This window comes from Lysobacter brunescens, assembly GCF_042677005.1.
GTDB lineage: Bacteria > Pseudomonadota > Gammaproteobacteria > Xanthomonadales > Xanthomonadaceae > Lysobacter_I > Lysobacter_I brunescens.
In genome coordinates this window covers 39,221-54,596 of the sequence record NZ_JBHTIF010000005.1, presented here as the reverse complement: position 1 = coordinate 54,596, position 15,376 = coordinate 39,221, and the positions used below count along the sequence as shown (strand labels likewise).

General features: G+C 67.0%; 14 protein-coding genes. 6 read left to right on the top strand and 8 right to left on the bottom strand.

What is annotated here, in order from left to right:
• The first annotated feature begins 2 nt into the window (after nucleotides 1-2).
• Entirely contained in the window at nucleotides 3-3,293 is a 3,291-nt protein-coding gene (locus ACFQ0E_RS17110) for a pilus assembly protein (protein ID WP_386825914.1), read from the top strand.
• Nucleotides 3,294-3,295: 2 nt separating this feature from the next.
• On the top strand, nucleotides 3,296-3,751 hold the full coding sequence (locus ACFQ0E_RS17105; protein WP_386825912.1) for a type IV pilin protein: 456 nt from the start codon (nucleotides 3,296-3,298) through the stop codon (nucleotides 3,749-3,751).
• A 115-nt stretch (nucleotides 3,752-3,866) separates the two neighbouring features.
• Here ACFQ0E_RS17105 and ACFQ0E_RS17100 read toward each other — a convergent pair whose 3' ends face one another.
• A complete protein-coding gene (locus ACFQ0E_RS17100) occupies nucleotides 3,867-4,568 on the bottom strand; it encodes a tellurite resistance TerB family protein (RefSeq protein WP_386825910.1) in 702 nt (233 codons plus the stop codon).
• A 251-nt stretch (nucleotides 4,569-4,819) separates the two neighbouring features.
• Here ACFQ0E_RS17100 and ACFQ0E_RS17095 point away from each other — a divergent pair, with 251 nt between their 5' ends.
• Complete coding sequence (locus ACFQ0E_RS17095; RefSeq protein WP_386826258.1) at nucleotides 4,820-6,046, top strand: PQQ-dependent sugar dehydrogenase; 1,227 nt, start codon at nucleotides 4,820-4,822, stop codon at nucleotides 6,044-6,046.
• Between the two features lie 103 nt (nucleotides 6,047-6,149).
• Here the strand turns inward: ACFQ0E_RS17095 and ACFQ0E_RS17090 are convergent, their stop codons facing one another.
• The 5 genes from ACFQ0E_RS17090 to gluQRS all read right to left on the bottom strand — a co-directional run bounded on the left by ACFQ0E_RS17090 (nucleotide 6,150) and on the right by gluQRS (nucleotide 9,702).
• On the bottom strand, nucleotides 6,150-6,320 hold the full coding sequence (locus ACFQ0E_RS17090) for a hypothetical protein (RefSeq protein WP_171008453.1): 171 nt from the start codon (nucleotides 6,318-6,320) through the stop codon (nucleotides 6,150-6,152).
• A 61-nt stretch (nucleotides 6,321-6,381) separates the two neighbouring features.
• Nucleotides 6,382-7,122, bottom strand: a complete 741-nt coding sequence (phbB, locus tag ACFQ0E_RS17085) for an acetoacetyl-CoA reductase (RefSeq protein WP_386825908.1) — start codon at nucleotides 7,120-7,122, stop codon at nucleotides 6,382-6,384.
• 106 nt (nucleotides 7,123-7,228) lie between these two features.
• On the bottom strand, nucleotides 7,229-7,729 hold the full coding sequence (gene phaR / locus ACFQ0E_RS17080; RefSeq protein WP_386825906.1) for a polyhydroxyalkanoate synthesis repressor PhaR: 501 nt from the start codon (nucleotides 7,727-7,729) through the stop codon (nucleotides 7,229-7,231).
• A gap of 248 nt (nucleotides 7,730-7,977) precedes the next feature.
• Nucleotides 7,978-8,718: a beta-ketoacyl-ACP reductase gene (gene phbB, locus ACFQ0E_RS17075; RefSeq protein ID WP_386825904.1), complete on the bottom strand. Its 741-nt coding sequence runs from the start codon at nucleotides 8,716-8,718 to the stop codon at nucleotides 7,978-7,980.
• 72 nt (nucleotides 8,719-8,790) lie between these two features.
• The gene (gluQRS, locus tag ACFQ0E_RS17070; RefSeq protein ID WP_386825902.1) at nucleotides 8,791-9,702 is read right to left on the bottom strand and encodes a tRNA glutamyl-Q(34) synthetase GluQRS; all 912 of its coding nucleotides are present in this window, start codon (nucleotides 9,700-9,702) and stop codon (nucleotides 8,791-8,793) included.
• 135 nt (nucleotides 9,703-9,837) lie between these two features.
• On the opposite strand from gluQRS, the gene htpX reads away from it, so the two are divergent.
• Entirely contained in the window at nucleotides 9,838-10,740 is a 903-nt protein-coding gene (gene htpX, locus ACFQ0E_RS17065; protein ID WP_386825900.1) for a protease HtpX, read from the top strand.
• 73 nt (nucleotides 10,741-10,813) lie between these two features.
• Here htpX and ACFQ0E_RS17060 read toward each other — a convergent pair whose 3' ends face one another.
• Entirely contained in the window at nucleotides 10,814-12,898 is a 2,085-nt protein-coding gene (locus ACFQ0E_RS17060; RefSeq protein WP_386825898.1) for an EAL domain-containing response regulator, read from the bottom strand.
• 117 nt (nucleotides 12,899-13,015) lie between these two features.
• Complete coding sequence (epmB, locus tag ACFQ0E_RS17055) at nucleotides 13,016-14,062, bottom strand: EF-P beta-lysylation protein EpmB (protein WP_386825896.1); 1,047 nt, start codon at nucleotides 14,060-14,062, stop codon at nucleotides 13,016-13,018.
• 125 nt (nucleotides 14,063-14,187) lie between these two features.
• Here epmB and efp point away from each other — a divergent pair, with 125 nt between their 5' ends.
• Together efp and ACFQ0E_RS17045 are read left to right on the top strand one after the other, a co-directional pair.
• Nucleotides 14,188-14,754 carry an elongation factor P gene (efp, locus tag ACFQ0E_RS17050; protein ID WP_386825895.1) on the top strand — a complete coding sequence of 189 codons (567 nt, stop codon included), beginning with the start codon at nucleotides 14,188-14,190 and terminating at the stop codon, nucleotides 14,752-14,754.
• 209 nt (nucleotides 14,755-14,963) lie between these two features.
• Nucleotides 14,964-15,326, top strand: a complete 363-nt coding sequence (locus tag ACFQ0E_RS17045) for a hypothetical protein (RefSeq protein WP_386825893.1) — start codon at nucleotides 14,964-14,966, stop codon at nucleotides 15,324-15,326.
• The last annotated feature ends 50 nt before the right edge of the window (nucleotides 15,327-15,376 follow it).

Below are 15,376 nucleotides of genomic sequence, written 5' to 3'. Positions count from 1 at the left end.
AGATGACTTCCCGCACCCATACGTCCCGCGTCCGCCGGAGCACCTCCGCCACGAAGTGGCTGACGCCCCTGTTCGCCTGCATGGCGACCCTGCTCGGTCTGCCGGTACACGCCGGCATCACCCTGCCGGACACCCCGATGCAGGCCAACAACGGCGTGCCGCCGAACATCTGGTTCATCCTCGATGACTCGGGTTCGATGGCCTGGCGCTACATGTACAACCCGACCATCAGCAGCCTGGTGCGCGATGGTGGCAACGTCGTCGCGGATGCGACCGGCGACAATCGGACGAAGGACAGCGATTACGGGTCGAACAGCACAGCGCTCGACGCGATGTACGACCAGAACTACATCACCAACACGCTCTACTACAACCCGAACCAGACCTATCGCGGCTGGCAGCGTGCCGATGGCACCTACATGGCCGACGAAAGCTACGACTCGGTGTCGACCAGCAACACCCATCTCACTGGCACCTCGAACCTCAACGGTCAGGTGCAGACCTTCTATGTGCCGCCGACCACCGGTGCACTGAACGATGCGCGTCTCTACACCCGCTACACGTTCCTGACCAATGGCAGCGCCCAGCGCTGCACCTGGAATGCCACCAATCGCAACTTTTCGACGACGGGCAACTGCACCACCGTCACGAGCTTCACCTGGCCCAGCGGCGTGACCCGCAATGTCGCGCAGGAAAAGATCAACTTCGCGAACTGGTACACCTACCACCGGACCCGGACCAAGGTCGCGAAAGCGGGCGTCAGCTACGCTTTCAACGACACCAGCATCTTCAATGCGGACAACGCCTATCGCGTCGGTTTCACCACGATCTGGCAGCGTGACGAGTATCGAATCCCGGTCGGCACCGACAACGGCCTCTTCCGGAATGCCAATCGCAACACGTGGTTCGATCGCCTGTTCGACGCCACTGCCAGCAACGGTACCCCGCTCAAGGCGGCTTTGATCCGTGCCGGTCAGTACTACGAAGAAACCGGCACCGGCGGCCCATGGGGCCCGCAGGCCACGACCAGCCAGTACGAGTGCCGCCAGAACTTCACCATCCTGACCACCGACGGTTTCTGGAACACCGAAGGTCAGGCCCCTGTGGCAGCGATGGGTAATGCCGATGGCAGCAACGGCACCGCGATCTCGCGTCCCGATGGTCCGCCCTACACCTACACCGCAGCCGCACCGTTCAGCGACGCCTGGAACAACACGCTGGCCGATGTCGCGATGCATTACTGGAAGCGCGACCTGCGCACGGACCTGACCAATACGGTGCCCTCGTCGGTGTCCAATCCGGCGTTCTGGCAGCACATGGTGACCTTCGGCATCTCCATCGGCCTGCGCGGCACGCTGGATGTCGAAAGCACCATGACCCGCGTGCGCAACAACCAGAGCGTGGCCTGGCCGAACCCGAACGACAGCGAAGACGCCGAGCGCATCGATGACCTGTTCCATGCCGCCGTCAACGGCCGTGGCGCCTTCGTCAGCGCGGGTAATCCGGACCAGTTCGTCGATGGTCTGGGCAGCGCCCTGCGCGCGATCGCCTCGCGTCGCGGCACGGGCTCCAACGCGTCCGTGGCCGGCAGCTCGACCACCGCCGGCGTGAAGGTGTTCATCGCCCGCTACTTCACCGGCAAGTGGTACGGCGAACTCAGCGCCTATCCGGTGACGAATGCCGGCGTCGGCAATGTCGCCAGCTGGAATGCCACCATCCCGACCTGGACGACGCGCCGCATCTTCACCCACAACGGCACGACGGGTGCCACGTTCCCGACCAGCACGCAGCAGGGCGTGCTCACGCCGGCCATCGCCGACTACATCCGCGGCGACCGCAGCCGCGAGGAAGTCATCAATGTCGGCGGCACGCTGCGCAATCGCCAGAGCCTGCTGGGCGACATCGTCAACAGCTCGCCGGTCTACGTGAAGACCTCGACGACGGTGGACACGGTGTACATCGGCGCCAACGACGGCATGCTGCATGCCTTCGATGCATCGACGGGCGTCGAGCGCTTCGCCTACGTGCCGAATGGCCAGGATTTCAACAAGCTCAAGGAATACGCCGATCCGTCGTACAACCACAAGTTCTACGTGGACGGCCCGCTCGTTGCATCGACGAAGCGCCACTTCGCGTCGCAGACGGTGCTGGTCGGCTCGCTCGGTCGCGGCGGCCGCGGGTTGTATGCGCTGGATATCACCAATCCCGTCACCTTCGACCAGACCAAGGTGCTCTGGGAGAAAACCGGGGCCACCGAGGCGAACCTGGGCCAGGTGCTCGGCGCGCCGTTCATCACGCGGCTCAACGACGGCAGCGTCGGTCTCGTGGTCGCCAACGGCATCAACAGCAGCAGCGACAAGGCCGTGCTGTTCGTCTTCGACGTGCGCACCGGCGCCAAGCTCGCCGAAATCGAAGCCCCCGCTGGCGGCACCGGCCCGAATGGCCTGTCGGCGCCGAACGGCTGGGACGAGAACGGCGATGGCACGGTCGACTACGTGTACGCCGGCGACCTGCGCGGCAACGTCTGGAAGTTCGACCTCTCCAACAGCAACAACAACCAGTGGCGCGTCGCCAACAACCGCCCGCTTTACGCGCCGACCAGCGGCTTCACGCAGCCCATCACCGGCGGCGTGACCATTTCCTTCGATCCGGTGTCCGAGGATCGCTGGGTGTTCTTCGGCACGGGTCGCCTGCTGACCACCAACGACCTGCTCGATGACACGCTGCAGACCTGGTACGGCATCAAGGATTCCGACAGCAACACCGGCTCCCTGCGCCGCACCGATCTGACCTCGCGCAACATCGCGCTCTACGACGAGGCGACCAAGCGCCGTGCGTTCGAGCCGAATGCCGCGTTGCCGGCCAACAGCAAGGGCTGGTACGTCGATCTCGACCTGCCGCCGGGCAACACCCGCGAAGGCGAGCGCATGATCGGCGAACCGCAGATCATCCGCGATGTGCTCGTCGCGTCGAGCGTGATCCCGAATACCAGCAATCCCTGTACGCCGGGACGCGGTTACCTGAACGCGATCGACGCCTACACCGGTACCTCGATCCGCGCGGGTTTCTTCGACACCAACTTCGACGGCAACTTCAGCAACGACCTGCTCGGCGGCGGTCCCGGCACCGGCACCTTCGTCGGCTCCTTCGATCCTGGCGTGGGCCTGTTGACGGACCCGGTGTGCGTGGATGGACAATGCATCGTCAACGGCGCCCTCGGCCCGGCCAGCGTGCCGGTACCGCAGGGTTACTTCAGCGGGCGCATCTCCTGGCGCGAAATCGTACGGAACTGACCATGATCTCCCATCGTTCACATGCCTCCCGCTCCGCGCGTCGTGTCCAGGGCTTCACCCTGGTCGAGATGATCATCGTCGTGCTGATCATCTCGGTCCTCGCGGCCATCGCGTATCCCGCCTACCAGAACCACGTGGTCAAGACGCGTCGCGAAGCTGCCAAGGGCTGCCTGCTGGAAATGCAGCAGTTCATGGAGCGCTTCTATACGACCAACCTGCGTTACGACCAGACCATGGCGGGTGTGGCGGTCGCGTTGCCGCAGTGCCAGGCCGGGCAGGATGTGACCCGTCACTACCAGGTCGCCTTCGATGGCGCCGCCACGCGGACCGCCTACCGTCTCCGCGCGGTGCCGCAGGGTCGCCAGGCCACCGTGGATACCTACTGCGGCACGATGTCGATCAACAACCAGGGCGTGAAGGAAAAGACAGGCAGCGAGACGGTCGATTACTGCTGGTGACCGACGCGGCTCCGGACACGAAAAAACCCGCTCGCGAGAGCGGGTTTTTTCGTTCCTGGCCAAAGTCGCGGACCAGGATGATCCGTGACTCCGGCGAAAGGGCGGCAGGCGGTCCTCAGCCCACGCCTTCCGCATCCCGCAACTGCTGTTCCAGCTTCGCCTTCAGCGCGTCGTCGATCTTCAGCTGGCGGGCGAGTTCGTCAAGGTAGGCGCGTTCCATGAAGTTCTGTTCGTCGGCGGCGAGCAGGCTGGCGAGGTACATCTCGGACGCCAGTTCGGGTGTGGTGGCGGCGCGGGCGATCTCGGCGGGATCGAGCGGCTTCTGCAGTTCGGCGTGCAGCCACTGCTGGGTCTGCGGGTCGGCGTCGATGCGGCGGAATTCGCCTTCGATCAGTTCGCGTTCGCGATCGTCGACATGGCCGTCGGCCTTGGCGGCGGCGATCAGGGCCTTGAGGATCGCCTGGCTATGGTTTTCGGCATCGGGTGGGGGCAGGGCGGCCGGCGGCGTGGCGGGCATGCTGCCGGCGACGGTGCCGGTGCCGGTGCCGCTTTTCTGCTTCTGGTATTCGCCGTAGGCCTTGTAGGCCATCACGCCGAGCGCGGCCAGGCCACCGTAGACCGCCACCTTGCCGCCCATCTTGCGCGCCTTGCGGTTGCCCAGCAGCAGGCCCAGCGCGCCGCCGACCAGGGCGCCCTTGCCGAAGGGGCCGCCGACGGCGCCTTTCACGTCCTTGCTGCCGGTGAGGCTTTCCATGCCGCCGCCGAGGCTCTGCTGGGCGGTCTTGAGCAGCTGGTCGAGAAAGCCGTGGGTGTTCATGCGCGGGACTCCGGTCCGGGGAATGTGACTATCCCCTATGCGGCCGGTTGCGGTCCGCTTCAATGCCCCGGAGGTCATGGAAACGGACGCCGTGTTCAGGTATGCACGCCTTGTCGGGGGCAGGATGACGGCTCCGGCCTGCCAAGATGGTCACGGCAGTCGTCCATGCGTTCGGTTACAACACACTCCACCCGCTCAGGAGGCAGCCCCCGATGCCCATCTCGACCCCCGCCATTCCCCGTGCCCTCGTCCTGTCCGTGTCCTTCGTGCTGATCGCCTGCAGCGGCACCGTCGGTGCCGACGGCGCCAAGCTCACGACCGACAAGCGCCGTCCCGACAAGACCCGTCCGCAGACCACCGCGCCTGCACCGACCGCGCCCGCCGCCGACAAGCCGCGCATCACAGGCGGCCCGAACCGGCCCCAGGCGGTGCCGAGCCAGCCGTTCGTCAGCACCCCGTTCGCGACCTTCAGCGAGCCGTGGGCGATGACCTTCCTGCCCGATGGTCGCCTGCTGGTGACCGAGAAGCAGGGCCAGCTGCGCCTGTTCGACCCGGCAACGAAGACTGCCGGCACGATCACCGGCGCGCCGACCGTGCAGTACGGCGGGCAGGGCGGTTTCGGCGACGTCGTGCTGCATCCGCAGTTCGCGAGCAACCGCTACGTCTACCTCAGCTATGCCGAGGCGGGCCCGAACAGCACGCGTGGCGCGACCGTGGTGCGCGCGCAGCTCACCCTGGACGCGAACGGCGGTGGCAGCCTGGGCACGCCGCAGGTGATCTGGCGACAGACACCCAAGGTCACCGGCGAGGGCCACTACGGCCACCGCATCGTCTTTGGCGCCGACGGCAAGCTGTGGATCACCTCCAGCGATCGCCAGAAGATGACGCCGGCGCAGGACATGGCCAGCAGCCTCGGCAAGCTGGTGCGTCTCAACGACGACGGCAGCACGCCGAGCGACAACCCGTTCTTCGCGCAGGGCGGCGTGCCCGCGCAGACCTGGACGCTGGGCCATCGCAACATGCTGGGCATCGCCTTCGACGGCGCGGGCAAGCTGTGGGTGCACGAGATGGGCCCGGCCGGCGGCGACGAGCTCAACCTGATCGAGCGCGGCACCAACTACGGCTGGCCGGTGGTGTCCGACGGCAACCACTACGACGGCGTCGACATCCCCGACCACGTTACGCGCCCGGATCTCAACGCACCGGAAGTGGCCTGGCGGACGACCATCGCGCCCGCGGGTTTCATCATCTACTCGGGCAACCTGTTCCCCTATTTCCGGGGCGACGGCTTCATCGGCGGACTCGCCTCGCAGGCGCTGATCCGCGTGCGCTTCGACGGCAACACCGCGCGCGAAGCGGGCCGCTACGCCATGGGCCGCCGCATCCGCGAAGTGGAGCAGGGGCCGGACGGTGCGATCTGGATTCTGGAAGATGGCGCCGGCGGACGTCTGGTGAAGCTCACGCCGGTGCCGATGTAACGGAAAAGAAACCTGTCATCCCGAGCAACGCGAGGGACCTGCTTTCAAACGTCGAACGACGAACAGCAGGTCCCTCGCGTTGCTCGGGATGACAGCGTGCGGCTCACAGCCCCGCGAACAGGGTCGCGGCGAGCAGGATCAGGAAGGCGATCATCACCAGCACGAAGGCGTGCGGTGCGGCGGCGGCGAAGAAGCCGTACTTGCCGGCGATGCCTGCAGCGCCGAACAGCACGGCGAACAGCCAGGACGGGAAGCTGGGGGGCGTGAGTTTCATGCGGGCGACCCTGGTGCGTGCGAAGAACGAAAGGAAGAGCGATCGCGGAATGATCGTCGGTTCAGAAGCCGATGAACAGTCCGCCATTGACCGGGATGTTGGCGCCGGTGATGAAGCCTGCGTCGTCGGCGGTGAGGAACTCGACGGTACGCGCGATTTCCGACGGCTTGCCCAGGCGGCCCACCGGCACCTTGTCGACGATGCCGGCGCGGATGTCCTCGGGAATGGCCATCACCATCGCGGTCTCGCAGTAGCCGGGCGACACCGAATTCACGGTCACGCCCTTGCGCGCGACCTCGCGGGCCAGTGCCATCGTGAAACCGTGCATGCCCGCCTTCGCGGCGGAGTAGTTGGCCTGGCCGAACTGGCCGGTCTGGCCGTTCACGGAGCTGATGTTGACGATGCGCCCGAAGCCGCGCGTGGTCATGCCGTCGATGATGTGCCGGCAGAGGTTGAACACGCTGTCGAGGTTCACCCGCATCACCGCGTCCCACTGCGACGGTTCCATCTTGCGCAGCGTGGTGTCGCGGGTGATGCCGGCGGCATTGACGAGGATGTCGATCGATCCGTGCTCGGCTTCGATCCTGCGCGCGAGCGCGCCGCATGACTCGAAATCGGTGACGTCGACCGGCTCGAAACGGATGTCCAGCCCTGCGGTCTCGCGCTGGAACTCGGCGATGCGTTCGGTGCGCGCGCCGAGGTCGGCGGCGATGACGCGGCGCCCGGCCTGCGCCAGGGCAATGCAGATGGCGGTGCCCAGCCCGCCGATGCCGCCGGTGACGACGGCGATGCGTTGGTTCATGTCGATTCCCCTGCGTCCGCGCCCTCGCCGGACGGATCCGGCCTGGCGGGCGCCATGCACGACAATGCCGCGCGGACGGGCCGCGCGGCATCGTGAAATGGAAAGCTCAGTCGTCCTGCCCGCCGGTACCGGTCTTGTCGCGGGGGCGGGTCGTCGGGCTGCGGCCGAGGCCGCCGCCGGTAAGGTTGTGCTGGAACTCGCGCCACATCTCGAGGTTGCGCTCGGTCAGCTGGTTCATCATCGTCCAGGGCGTCTGGCCGATGAGTCCGCCCATCTGCTGGCGGAACTGCTGCTGCTGGTCCAGGAACACCTGCATCGAGCGTTCGAGATAGTTGCCCATGAAGCCCTGCAGCGAATCCCCGTAGAAACGGATGATCTGGCTCAGGAGCTGGGTCGACAGCATGGGTTCGCCGTCCTGCTTGTGCTCGGCGATGATCTGCAACAGGACCTGACGCGTCAGGTCTTCCCCCGATTTTGCATCGCGAACCTCGAAATCCTCGCCATCGACGATCAGCTGGCGTACGTCTTCGATCGTGATGTAGCTGGAGATCTTGGTGTCGTAAAGGCGGCGGTTCGGGTATTTCTTGATGATCCGCGAAGCTGCCATGGAGCCCTTGCTCTAATTGGAGTTATGTCGGCTGAGCATGGCCCAGCCGATGGCCACTTGCAACTCGTCGGCCAGAGGGCGCCGTTCGGCGGCCCATGTTGTGATCGCCACACGAAAGCCAAGTGATTGATATCGCGGAAATTGCGCCGGACAGGACACGGCCCGGCGCATGGCCGGGCCGTGTCGTCGAAAAGTGCCTGTGCGCCGACCCCGCCCGGCGCAGAGGCCTGGCGGTTCGAGGCGGCCTGTCACCAGCCCATGTGGTGGCCGCCGTTGATGTCGAGGTTCGAGCCGGTGATCCAGCCGGCTTCCTCGGCGGCGAGGAAGGCCACGCCGTAGGCGATCTCTTCCGGGGTGCCGAGGCGGCCGGTCGGGATGTCGGCCACGATCTTGGCGCGGACTTCCTCCGGCACGGCCATGACCATGTCGGTGGCGATGTAACCGGGCGAGATGGTGTTGACGGTGACGCCGAGCTTGGCGTTCTCGCGGGCCAGCGAAATGGTGAAGCCGTGCATGCCGGCCTTCGCGGCGGCGTAGTTGGCCTGGCCATACTGGCCCTTCAGACCGTTGATCGAGCTGATCTGGATGACGCGGCCCCACTTGCGGTCGCGCATGCCCTCGATGACCGGTCGGGTGACGTTGAACACCGAGTTGAGGTTGGTGTTGATCACGTCCTGCCACTGCTGGGCGCTCATCTTGTGGAAGGTGCCGTCGCGGGTGATGCCGGCGTTGTTGACCAGGATCTCCACCGGGCCGAGCGTGCGCTCGACTTCGCGCACCATCGCCTCGGCTTCCTCGGCCGAGGTCACGTCGCCCTTCGCCAGCGCGATGTCGTAGCCCTGCGACTTGAGCTGGGCCTGCCACGCCTTCGCCTTTTCCTCGTTGCGGTAGTTGGTGGCGACCTTGTGGCCCATGTCGGCCAAGCGCTTGCAGATGGCGGTGCCGATGCCGCCGGTGCCGCCGGTGACGAGTGCGACGCGTGAAGTCATGTAGGGTTCTCCGTCCGGTGAAGGGCAGGCGCCGCGTGTCGATGACGATCCGGCGACCTGTTCGAGTCGATTCTATGCACGTTGTGTTGCAGCGCAATTGTGCAGTGCGGCGACCGCGTTCGGCTTGCGCTGGATCAAGCCCGGTTCGAATTCCGCGACGGCGTGCGCAAGCACCCTGTCGATCCCGTCGATACCGCGCAGCGCGCCCGCGGGCTGCCCGAGCGCGGACCACGCGAGGCGCAGCGCAGGCATCGGGTCGTCCGCATCGACCGGCAGTGCGGCCAATGACTTCGAGAGCTTGTGCCCGGCCTCGTCCAAGACCAGCGGCAGGTGCGCGTAGCGCGGCGTGGGCAGGCCCAGCGCACGCTGCAGCAGGATCTGCCGCGGCGTGGAGTCCAGCAGGTCGGCGCCGCGCACCACATCGGTGATGCCCTGGTCGGCGTCGTCCACTACCACCGCAAGCTGGTAGGCCCAGTAGCCGTCGGCGCGACGCAGCACCACGTCGCCGACCTCGCGCGCCACGTCCTGCTCGAACCGGCCCTGGATCGCGTCCTCGAACCCGACCCGGGCGTCGTCGGGCACGCGCAGGCGGATCGCCGGCGTGTCGCGATGCCGGCCCGGCCGGCAGGCGCGATGGATGCCGCCCGTCTCGGCCAGGTCGGTGCGGCTGCAGTGGCAGGCGAAGGCGAGTCCGGCATCGAGCAGGCGCGCCAGCGCGGCCTCGTACAGTGCGTGGCGGTCGCTCTGGCGCACGATCGGCGCGTCGGACACCAGCCCGAAGCCCGACAGCGTGCGCACCTGCGCGTCCGCCGCGCCCGGGACCTCGCGGGGCGGGTCCAGGTCTTCGATGCGGATCCACCATTCGCCGCCGGCGTGGCGGGCCATCAGCCAGCTGCCCAGGGCGGCGACCAGCGAGCCCAGGTGCAGCGGGCCGGTCGGCGAGGGGGCGAAGCGGCCTCTGTAATGGATCGCGGGCGCTGTCATCGAGATATCTGCGGGCTGAATGGTCCGTCTGCGGATTTTGGCGCGATCGCGTCGATGTCTTGAAAGCGACGGGCCCTGCCATAGCTTACTTGCCAAGCCGCGCCGTCCGGGCGCGATCCATCATCGGGTTCCGTCATGTTCAAGCGCATCGCCCTGTTCCTCGCCACCAATCTCGCCGTCCTGCTGCTGCTCAGCGTGGTCATGTCCGTGTTCGGCATCGACCCGCGCACCAACGGCGGGCTGCTGGTCATGGCCGTCATCCTCGGTTTCGGTGGCTCGATCATCTCGCTGCTGATGTCCAAGTGGATCGCGAAGAAGACCACCGGCGCCTACGTCATTACCCAGCCGCGCAACGAAGTCGAGCGCTGGCTGCTCTCGACCGTCGAACGCCAGGCGCAGGCCGCCGGCATCGGCATGCCCGAGGTCGCCATCTACGAGGCGCCGGAGATCAATGCCTTCGCCACCGGCGCCAACCGCAACAACGCGCTGGTCGCGGTGTCCACAGGCCTGTTGCGTGCGATGGACCGGGACGAAGCCGAAGCGGTGCTGGCTCATGAAGTCAGCCACGTCGCGAACGGCGACATGGTGACCATGGCCCTGATCCAGGGCGTGCTGAACACCTTCGTCATCATCCTGGCCCGCATCGTCGGCCGCGTGGTCGACGGCTTCCTCAATCCCGACCGCGAGGAGGGCAGCGTCGGCATCGGCTACTTCGTCACGGTGTTCGTCCTGGAACTCGTGTTCGGCCTGTTCGCGAGCATGATCGCGATGTGGTTCTCGCGCTGGCGCGAGTTCCGCGCCGATGCCGGCGGCGCCCGCCTGGCCGGTCGCGGCAAGATGATCGCCGCGCTGCAGCGCCTGTCGCACACCTACGGCGCGAGCACGCTGCCCAAGCAGGTGCAGGCGTTCGGGATTTCCGGTGGCGTCGGCCACGGCCTGCGCAAGCTGTTCCTCAGCCACCCGCCGCTGGAAGAGCGCATCGAGGCCCTGCGCCGGCTGGAAGGCGCACCGCAGGGCGTGCCGCAGCAGATGTTCTGATTTGTTTCCATCCCGGAAACGAAGAAGCCCGCCGGAAGGCGGGCTTCTTGTTTGTACGCGATACGAACGGCGCTTACTCGAAGTCGTAGTTCATCTCGGGTCCGGCCGTGGCCAGGAAGTGGCCTTCGACGTAATCCACGCCCGCCGAGAACAGGATCGACATGCTCGCCGCGTCCTGCACGAACTCGGCGATGGTGAGGATGTCCAGGTCGCGCGCCTTCTGCGCGATCTCGCGCACGCGCTGCTGGCTCTCGTTGTTCTTCGGGATGTCCTCGATAAAGCTGCGGTCGATCTTGACCAGCTGCGGCTGCACGTGGGTGAGCAGCTGGAACGAATCGAGGCCCGCGCCGAACTGTTCCAGGCCGAGGCGGCAGCCGAAGCCGTTGATGGTCGCGGCGAACTGCTGCACGGCGTGCAGGTGGGTGAACACCTTGGCTTCCTGCAGCTGCAGCGCGAGGTATTCGCCGGAGGCGCCGCGCATCGCCAGCTGTTCGCCGATCAGCGTGGTCAGCGCGTCGTTCTGCAGCGAGGCCTGCGAGACCTTCACCAGCAGGGTCACCGGCTTGCCGGCGTGCTCGCGCTGGGCGATCAGCTCGATCGCGCGCGCGACCACGTAACGGTCGATCTCCTCCAGCATGCCGTGCTCTTCGGCGATCTGGATGAAGGCGGTGGGCGAGACCAGTTCGCCGTCGCCGCCGTCCAGGCGCAGGAAGGTGTCGTACACCGGGTGGTTGTCGCCCTGCAAGTTGATGACCGGCTGGAAGTGCAGGACGAAGCGCTTGTGGTCGAGCGCGTCGCGCAGGCGCTGCACCCAGGCCTGGATGCGTTCGGCTTCGGCGCGGTCCATCGCGTTGGGGTCGAAGAGCTCGAAGCGGTTGCCGCCGACGCCGGCCGCCGACTGCACGCCGGTGGTGGCCTTGGCGAGGATCTGGCTGACGCTGGCGTTCTTCTGGCTGATCTGCACGCCGCCGATGCTGGCGGTGATCACGCCCGAGCGTTCGCCGATGGCGAACACCTCGGCGGCGAAAGTGTTGCAGATCCGCGTCGCGAGGGTTTCGGTCGCGGCATGATCGCTGTTGCGGACCAGCACGGCGAGGGTGTGCTCCGAGAAGCGCGCGGCGATCGCGGCGTCGCCGATCTCGCTGCGCAGGCGTTCGGCGATGGCGGCCATGATGGTGTCGGCCGAGTGCAGGCCGATCTCGTTGAGCAGGCGCTGGTAGTGGTCCGGTTCGACCATCAGCAGGCCGTGCTGGGTGCCGTTCTGCGCGGCATCCGACACGGCATCCTCCAGCGCATGCAGGAAGGTCGGGCGATTGAGCAGGCCGGTGGCCTGGTCGAGCTGGCGCAGTTCCTCCACCTTGCGCGCCAGTTCCGGATCCACCGCGGCTTCCTGGCGGCGGAAGATCACCTGCTGGCAGGGCTCGCCTTCGTACTGGGCCAGGGTGAATTCCATGACCGCGGGGAAGGCGTTGCCTTCGATGTCGCGCGCTTCCAGCTCGTAGCGCGCCGGCGGCGATTCGCCCTTGCTCATGCTCTTGAGCAGCTGCTTGAAGCCGTCGACATGCCTGGGTGCGACGAGGTCGAGCAGGGACATGCCCTCGATGTCCTCGAAGGAGTCGTAGCCGAACATTTCGAGGTAGGCGCTGTTGGCGCGGATGTGCATGCCTTCGTGCACATAGGCGATCGGTTCGCGCGAGGATTCGATCAGCGAGTCGCAACGGCGCTCGGTCTCGCGCACCTGGGTTTCGAGCCGGCGCTGGGCGCGGCGGGCCTCCAGGTCGGCCCATTCGCGGCGGACCGTGGCCAGGATCTGCGGCGGCTTGTGGCGCAGCGCAAGGGCGCGGACGATGCCGTCGAGCAGTTCGGAGAAGCTGTCGGTGTCGACCTGTTCGACTACCGCCACCAGCGGGATGTCCTTGCCGCTCGCGGTGACCTGCTGCTCCACATCCTTCAGCGGCACCGACTGGCAGGGGTGGCCGGCCAGGATCAGGTCGACCGGTTGGCCCATCAGGGCCGCGCCAAGCTCCTCCTTGTTCAGCGGCCTGACCGGCCGCACGGCGATGCCGGCGTTGCGCAGCCCGCTCACGATGCCTTCCGCCTCCTCGGCACTGTCATCGACCAGCATCAGACGCAGTGCGGGGTCCTGGCGTTTCGACATGCGGAAATCTCCGGAGGGGCAAGGAAGGCAAAGGTGGTGGAACGGATGCAGCGACAGCGGATGGGACGGAAGTCCCCGGCGCCGACGGACATCCCCCCATGGCCGCAGCGTCGGTCTCTAAGCTTGCGGCAACGGCGGGGTCCCCGACAACGGTCGCTTGCCCGGGTCGCCGGCCACTTCGCGGACCAGCTTCGGGACCAGATAGCCTGACACGCGGCCCATTAACGCTGCATGCAGGTGGAGGGCCTCGTCGTCCGGCACTTCGAAATGCGCGGCGCCCTGCACCCGGTCGAGCTGGTGCAGGTAGTAGGGCAGCACGCCGGCGGCGAAGCCGCGTTCGGACAGCGCAGCGAGGGCGTCGACGCTGTCGTTGACCCCTCGCAGCAGCACGGCCTGGTTGAGCAGGGTCGCGCCGGCGGCGCGCAGGCGGGCGAGGGCGGCGTCGACCGAGGCGTCGAATTCGTTGGCATGGTTCGCGTGCAGGACCACGACCACCGGCCAGGGCAGGGCGCACAGCCAGGCGGCCAGGCCGGCGTCGACGCGTTCGGGCAGGACCACCGGCAGGCGGGTGTGGATGCGCAGGCGACGCAGGTGCGGGATGCCGGCCAGCCGATCGGTCAGTTCGGCCACCTTGTCGTTCGACAGCGACAGCGGGTCGCCACCGGAGAGGATGACCTCGTCCAGGCTGGCGTCGGCGCGGATCGCCTCGACCGCCTCGGCCCACTGCCCGGCGGCGGCGGTTTCCTCGCCGTAGGGGAAGTGGCGGCGGAAGCAGTAGCGGCAGTTCACCGCGCAGCTGCCGGTGGCGATCAGCAGCGCCCGCCCCCGGTACTTGTGGATCACCCCCCGGCCGGCCTTCGCGGCGCCGTCGCCGACGGCGTCCAGGCCGAAGCCGGGCATCGGCCGCAGTTCCTCGTCCAGCGGCAGCACCTGGCGGAGCAGGGGGTCGTGGGGGTCGCCGTGGCGCATCCGGGCCACGAAGCCGCGCGGCACGCGCAGGGCGAACTGGTCGGCGGCCCCGGCGGAGACCCCGGGAACCCGGCCGTCCAGGCCGAGGAGGGCCAGGAGTTCGGCCGGATCGCGGACGGCGTCGCGCCACAGGCGCTTCCAGTCGGCCCCGTTCGCGGGGGCGGGCTGCGTCGGGAGGGGGGCTGCGGGTATCATAGGGAGTTCAGTCGGGCCGTTCGTTGGGACGCACCGGCGTTCCCGGGGCCAAGCCCCATAGTCTAGCGTCCGGTGGCCTTTCCGCTCCGGGCGGACCCTCAGAAGACCCTCATCAGGAGCACCCCATGGCCAGCCTGGGCATGAACGACGTCAAGACCGGACAGAAGATCCTGGTCAACAACGACCCCTGCGTCATCACCGAAACCGAATACGTCAAGCCGGGCAAGGGCCAGGCCTTCACCCGCATCAAGTACCGCAACATCAAGTCCGGCCGCGTGGTCGAACTGACGATGAAGGCGACCGACTCGCTCGAAGTGGCCGACGTCGTCGACACCGACATGCAGTACCTCTACAGCGACGGCGAGTACTGGCACTTCATGAACCAGGAGTCGTTCGAGCAGGTGCAGGCCGACAAGGCCGGCATGGGCGGCGCCGAGAAGTGGCTCAAGGGCGAGGAAGCCTGCGTGGTCACTCTGTGGAACGGCAGCCCGATCAACGTCCAGCCGCCGAACTTCGTGGAACTGAAGATCGTCGAGACCGACCCCGGCGTGAAGGGCGACACCGCCGGCACCGGCGGCAAGCCCGCCACCCTCGAAACCGGCGCCGTGGTCCGCGTGCCGCTGTTCGTGGCCCAGGAAGAGACCATCAAGGTCGACACCCGCTCCGGCGAATACGTCTCGCGCGTGAAGTGATTGATTCATAGAGGTCCGCGCAGCGGACCTCGTGATGAATCAATCACCCTCGCGAAGGCGAGGGTCCAGCTCTCAGGAAGCCCGCCACAAGGCGGGCTTCTGCTTTTGCTGTTCTTGTAGGAGCGGCTTCAGCCGCGAGCTTTGTTTCTTGTCGAGCAATCGTCGCGACTCGCGTCGCTCCTGCAATCGACCTTCGATCAGGAGGCCTTATGCCCCGGAACCTCTACTGCTGGCGCTGCGACATGGTGCTGCCGATGCTCGACGAGGCGGAATGGGCGCAATTGGCGCCGTTACTCGATGGCGCCATCGAGAACATTCAGCGGTACCGCCAGCAGCATGGCGTCGCGCTTTCCGACGTGCCGATTCCACGGATGTACTGGGCAGCTTCCGAGATGTACCAGTCGCTTACCGGATCCGTGTCCCCGAAGCCAGAAGCCATCTGGCACCACCGCATCGCGGACTACGGCCCACCCTGCACCCACTGCGGCAAACCCCTGCGCACGCCCCGGGCCAAGCTCTGCGTCGCCTGCGGCCGGGATCGGGTGCCGGGCGATCCACCGCCCCCGGCCTGAAACCCACCGGCCCGCCGGGAATGCGACAATGTCGCCATGACCGACGAGAC